The organism is Streptomyces sp. NPDC001027 (assembly GCF_040299045.1).
In the GTDB taxonomy this organism is placed as follows: Bacteria; Actinomycetota; Actinomycetes; order Streptomycetales; family Streptomycetaceae; genus Streptomyces.
Window position 1 is genome coordinate 1 of record NZ_JBEPBI010000400.1, and the last position, 4,759, is coordinate 4,759.

At 70.0% G+C, this 4,759-nt stretch carries 5 protein-coding genes; all 5 read left to right on the plus strand.

Annotated features, from left to right (window positions below):
* Window positions 1-278: AAA family ATPase (locus ABT300_RS41505; protein WP_502978103.1), on the plus strand; the 278-nt coding region annotated here is incomplete at its 5' end.
* Between the two features lie 68 nt (window positions 279-346).
* Window positions 347-1,213: a glutamate ABC transporter substrate-binding protein gene (locus tag ABT300_RS41510; protein WP_351687639.1), complete on the plus strand. Its 867-nt coding sequence runs from the start codon at window positions 347-349 to the stop codon at window positions 1,211-1,213.
* A 111-nt stretch (window positions 1,214-1,324) separates the two neighbouring features.
* Window positions 1,325-1,990 carry an amino acid ABC transporter permease gene (locus tag ABT300_RS41515; RefSeq protein WP_351687642.1) on the plus strand — a complete coding sequence of 222 codons (666 nt, stop codon included), beginning with the start codon at window positions 1,325-1,327 and terminating at the stop codon, window positions 1,988-1,990.
* Window positions 1,987-2,898, plus strand: coding sequence for an amino acid ABC transporter permease (locus ABT300_RS41520; RefSeq protein ID WP_351687647.1), 912 nt, complete (start codon window positions 1,987-1,989; stop codon window positions 2,896-2,898). The genes ABT300_RS41515 and ABT300_RS41520 overlap by 4 nt, the downstream gene beginning before the upstream one ends.
* 177 nt (window positions 2,899-3,075) lie before the next feature.
* Complete coding sequence (locus ABT300_RS41525) at window positions 3,076-4,698, plus strand: FAD-dependent monooxygenase (RefSeq protein ID WP_351687650.1); 1,623 nt, start codon at window positions 3,076-3,078, stop codon at window positions 4,696-4,698.
* Window positions 4,699-4,759: the final 61 nt, after the last annotated feature.

Consider the following 4,759-nt stretch of genomic DNA (forward strand, 5'->3'; position numbering starts at 1 on the left):
TGGCGATGGACCCGAAGGTCATGCTCTTCGACGAGCCGACCTCGGCCCTCGACCCCGAGATGATCAACGAGGTCCTCGAGGTCATGCAGCAGCTGGCCCGGGACGGCATGACCATGATCGTCGTCACCCATGAGATGGGTTTCGCACGATCGGCTGCAAACCGCGTGGTGTTCATGGCGGACGGACGCATCGTCGAAGAGGCTGCGCCCGACCAGTTCTTCAGCAATCCGCGCAGCGACCGGGCCAAGGACTTCCTGTCGAAGATCCTGCACCACTGATCCGCATCACCGACGGAAACCCGCACCGCCCGCAGTAACTTCACCACTCTTCTCAAAAGGAAGTCACCATGAAGCTTCGCAAGGTCACCGCCGCCTCGGCCGCAGCCCTCGTCCTCGCCCTGACCGCCACCGCGTGCGGCGGCGACAGCAAGGACGACGACACGAGCAGCAGCGCCAGTGCGGGCAGCGGTGGCGGCGGCAAGGTCAAGGTCGGCATCAAGTACGACCAGCCGGGCCTCGGCCTCAAGAAGCCCGACGGGTCCTTCGCCGGCTTCGACGTGGACGTCGCCACGTACGTCGCCAAGCAGCTCGGCTACCAGCCGGACCAGATCGAGTTCGTCGAGACCAAGAGCGCCGACCGCGAGAACGCCCTCGCGCGCGGTGACGTGAAGTTCATCGCCGCCACCTACTCGATCAACGACGAGCGTAAGAAGAAGGTCGACTTCGCGGGCCCGTACCTGCTGGCCCACCAGGACCTGCTGGTGAAGTCCGACTCGGACATCTCCAAGGGCACGGACCTCAACGGCAAGAAGCTGTGCTCCGTGACCGGGTCGACCTCGGCTCAGAACGTCAAGAAGACGATCGCCCCGGACGCGCAGCTCAAGCAGGTCAGCTCCTACTCCGAGTGCATCGCCGGCCTGCAGAGCGGCGCCGTGGACGCGGTCACCACCGACGACTCGATCCTCGCGGGCTTCGCGTCCCAGGACCAGTACAAGGGCAAGTTCAAGCTCGCGGGTCTGAAGCTCAGCAACGAGAACTACGGCATCGGCGTCAAGAAGGGCGACACCGCGACCGTGGACAAGATCAACAAGGCGCTGGAGCAGATGGTCAGCGACGGCTCGTGGCAGAAGGCCGTCGACGCCAACTTCGGCCCGGCGAACTACAAGAACGAGCCCGCCCCGAAGATCGGCGTCATCGTCCCGAACGCCTCGTAGTCACACCTCAGCCACAGCGGGGTTCCCGCGGTGTGCCGCCGCCCGTCGCGATCCCGGCGGCGGCGCACCGCGCCCTTCCCATACGCCACCCAGCCGGAAGCGCGGGAGATCGTGTTCGACTTTCTTGATGGTTACGACGTCCTAGGGGCGTTCTGGATGACGGTGAAGCTCACCGCCGTCTCCGCCGCGGGCGCTCTGGTCTGGGGCACCCTGCTGGCCGCGATGCGGGTGAGCCCCGTTCCGCTGATGCGCGGGTTCGGCACCGTCTACGTCAACGTCGTCCGGAACATCCCCCTGACCGTCATCGTCCTCTTCAGCTCGCTCGGGCTCGCCGACATCTTCGGCATGACCATGGGCAGCGACGACTTCGACATCCAGGGCTTCCGGCTGGCCGTACTCAGCCTGGGCGGCTACACCGCGGCGTTCGTCTGCGAGTCGATCCGCTCCGGCATCAACACCGTGCCGATCGGTCAGGCGGAGGCGGCCCGGGCCATCGGGCTGAGTTTCCGTCAGACCCTGACGCTCGTCGTCCTTCCGCAGGCCTTCCGCTCGGTCATCGGACCGCTGGCCAACGTCCTGATCGCGCTGACCAAGAACACCACGGTGGCGGCCGCCATCGGCGTCGCCGAGGCCGCCCTGCTGATGAAGACGATGATCGAGAACGAGGCGCAGACGCTGCTCATCGGCGCGGTCTTCGCGTTCGGGTTCGTGGTTCTGACCCTGCCGACCGGCCTCATCCTGGGCTGGCTCGGCAAGCGACTGGCGGTGAAGCGATGAGCTCGGTCCTGTACGACACTCCCGGCCCCCGCGCCAAACAGCGCAACATCCTCTTCTCGGTGGTGTTCGCCGTCCTGCTCGCCCTCCTCCTGTGGTGGATGTGGCAGAAGATGGACGACAAGGGCCAGCTCGACTCCGCTCTGTGGAAGCCGTTCACCACGTCGGAGGCGTGGACGACGTACCTCCTCCCCGGCCTCGCCAACACGCTCAAGGCCGCGGCGCTCTCCATGGTGATCGCCCTTCCGCTGGGCGCGATCTTCGGCATCGCCCGCCTGTCCGACCACCGCTGGGTACGCGGCGTGGCCGGCACGGTCGTGGAGTTCTTCCGGGCGATCCCGGTGCTGCTGCTGATGCTGTTCGCCAACGAGTTCTACTCCCGCTCCACCGACGTCGGCAGCGAGGATCGTCCCCTCTACGCCGTCGTCACGGGTCTGGTGCTCTACAACGCGGCCGTCCTCGCCGAGGTCGTCCGGGCCGGCATCCTCTCCCTGCCCAAGGGGCAGACCGAGGCCGCGTACGCCATCGGTCTGCGCAAGGGCCAGACGATGAGCAGCATCCTGCTCCCGCAGGCGGTCACCGCGATGCTGCCGGCCATCGTCAGCCAGCTCGTGGTCATCGTGAAGGACACCGCGCTGGGCGGCGTGATGCTCAGCTTCCCCGAACTGCTCAACTCGCGTGGCACGCTCGCGGCCAACTACGCCAACGTGATCCCGAGCTTCATCGTCGTCGCGATCATGTTCATCGTGCTGAACTTCATCCTGACCAGCTTCGCAAGCTGGCTTGAGCGTTACCTGCGGCGCAGCAAGCGCAGCACGGGCGCGGTGCTCGGCGCGGAGGACATGGAGGAACTCAACCCGGCGGCGGTGGGCGGTTCCTTCGGGACCGGCGCGGGCGGCAGCGGCACCTGACGCACGCTCAACTGAGGTGAACGGCTCGAAAGGCAGTGGCGTGTGCGCCACTGCCTTTCGTCGCTTGACGCAAACAACGACAATGGGTTGCATACGTTCTGTGATCGTGCACCCTGCTCCAACCTGTTGTTCACTCAAGCCCGCGAGGACACCGTCGAAGGCAGGGAGCGCCGCGCCGTGGACCCGGTGATCATCGTCGGAGCGGGGCCGGTGGGGCTCACGCTCGCCCTGGCGCTGGCGCGTCAGCAGGTGCCGTCCGTGGTCCTCGACGAGGGCCCCGGCAAGGACGAGCACCGGCTCGCGCGCACCGTCGTGCTGCGCGAGGACACCGCCGCCCTTCTGGAGCGGCTGACCGGAGCGTCCCTCGACGACGCCGGGGTGCGCTGGTCCGGATGGCGGTCGATGCGGCGCAAGCAGGTGACGCAGGAGGTCGCGTTCGACGACGCCGAGCCCGCGCCGCTGCACATCGCCCAGCACGCGCTCACCGGCTTCCTGCGCGCGGCCCTCGCCGGCGAGCGGCTGGCGAAGGTCGCGGTGGACAGCCGTCTGGACACCGTGGAACAGGAGTCCAGCGGGGTCACCGCCCACACCCGCGGCCCACAGGGCACCTGGTGGCGGGGCAGCTATCTGATCGGCTGCGACGGCCCCCGCTCCACCGTCCGCAAGCTCCTCGACATCCGCTTCCCCGGCCGTACGGCGGTGGAGCGACACGCCGTGGCCGCACTGCGCGCGGAACTTCCGTGGGACGGCGAGGCGTTGCTTCACCGGACCCCGCCGTGGCGGACCTCCGGTCCCCCCGCCTCGGAGGTCACGGGCCGTCCGCTGCCGGACGGCGTCTGGCGGCTCGACTGGCTGCTGCCGCCCGGCAAGGACCTGGTGACGCCCGAGGTGCTGGTGGCGTGTGTCCGCGAGACCCTGGCGGGCTGGAGCGGCGGCTCCACACCCCCGTACGAGCTGCTCGACACCGGTGTGCACACCGTGCACCACCGGCTGGCCCGCCGCTGGCGCGTGGGCCGGGTCTTCCTCGCGGGGGACGCCGCCCACCTGCTCGGCACGCTCGGCGCCCAAGGCCTCGACGAGGGCCTGCGGGACGCCGACAACCTCGCCTGGAAGCTGGCCCTCGCCTGGCACCACGGCCCGCACGAGGCACTGCTCGACAGCTACCAGACCGAGCGCCGTGCGGTCGTCGCCGCCCGGCTGCGCGCCGCCGACCAGGCGCTCCCGCTGCTGCGCGGCGGCGGGGGCATCAGGGCGTACGTCCCCGGCGCCGCCCGCGGTCACGACGCGCTGCTCACCGACGGTCACCTGGGACGCGGCCCGCTGGGCGCGCCGGGAACGTACGCCGGCTCCCCGCTCGCGCCACGGCACCTGGAGGCCGAGACACCGGTGGCCACGGCCCCCGGCGCGCCCGTCGAGGACGTCCGGGTGACCGCGGAGGACGGCTCGTTCGTCCGGCTGCGGGACCGGCTCGGCCGGGGCGCCCTGCTCGTGCTGCTGATCGCCCCGGGCACCGGCGTGTGGGAACGCCGGCACTGGGTCGGCGCCGGCATCATGCCCCGGCTGGCCGCCGCGGTGACGGCCCTGCCGTGTCCCGCCGAGCTGCTGGTCGCCGAGAGCTATCCGGGCGCGGCCGCCCATACCGTCCTGCTGATCCGTCCGGACGGGCATCTCGTCACCGCGCTCAACGGGGTGCGCGCGGCCGACCTGTACGCCGCGGCGGAGGCGGCGGTGGGCGGCCCGGCGCAGACGGCCGAGGAGACGTCCGCCGCGGGAGCGACGGCAGGCTCCGCGACGACATGACACCGGCCTCCAGGTGGGCCGGAGCGACGGCGCCCTGCAGCAGGGGCGCCCTCCACTGCGC

Bases quoted from the DNA above. Each gene is read 5' to 3' on its own strand.
- ABT300_RS41520 (WP_351687647.1), top strand. From the start codon at position 1,987: ATGAGCTCGGTCCTGTACGACACTCCCGGCCCCCGCGCCAAACAGCGC.
- ABT300_RS41510 (WP_351687639.1), top strand. From the start codon at position 347: ATGAAGCTTCGCAAGGTCACCGCCGCCTCGGCCGCAGCCCTCGTCCTC.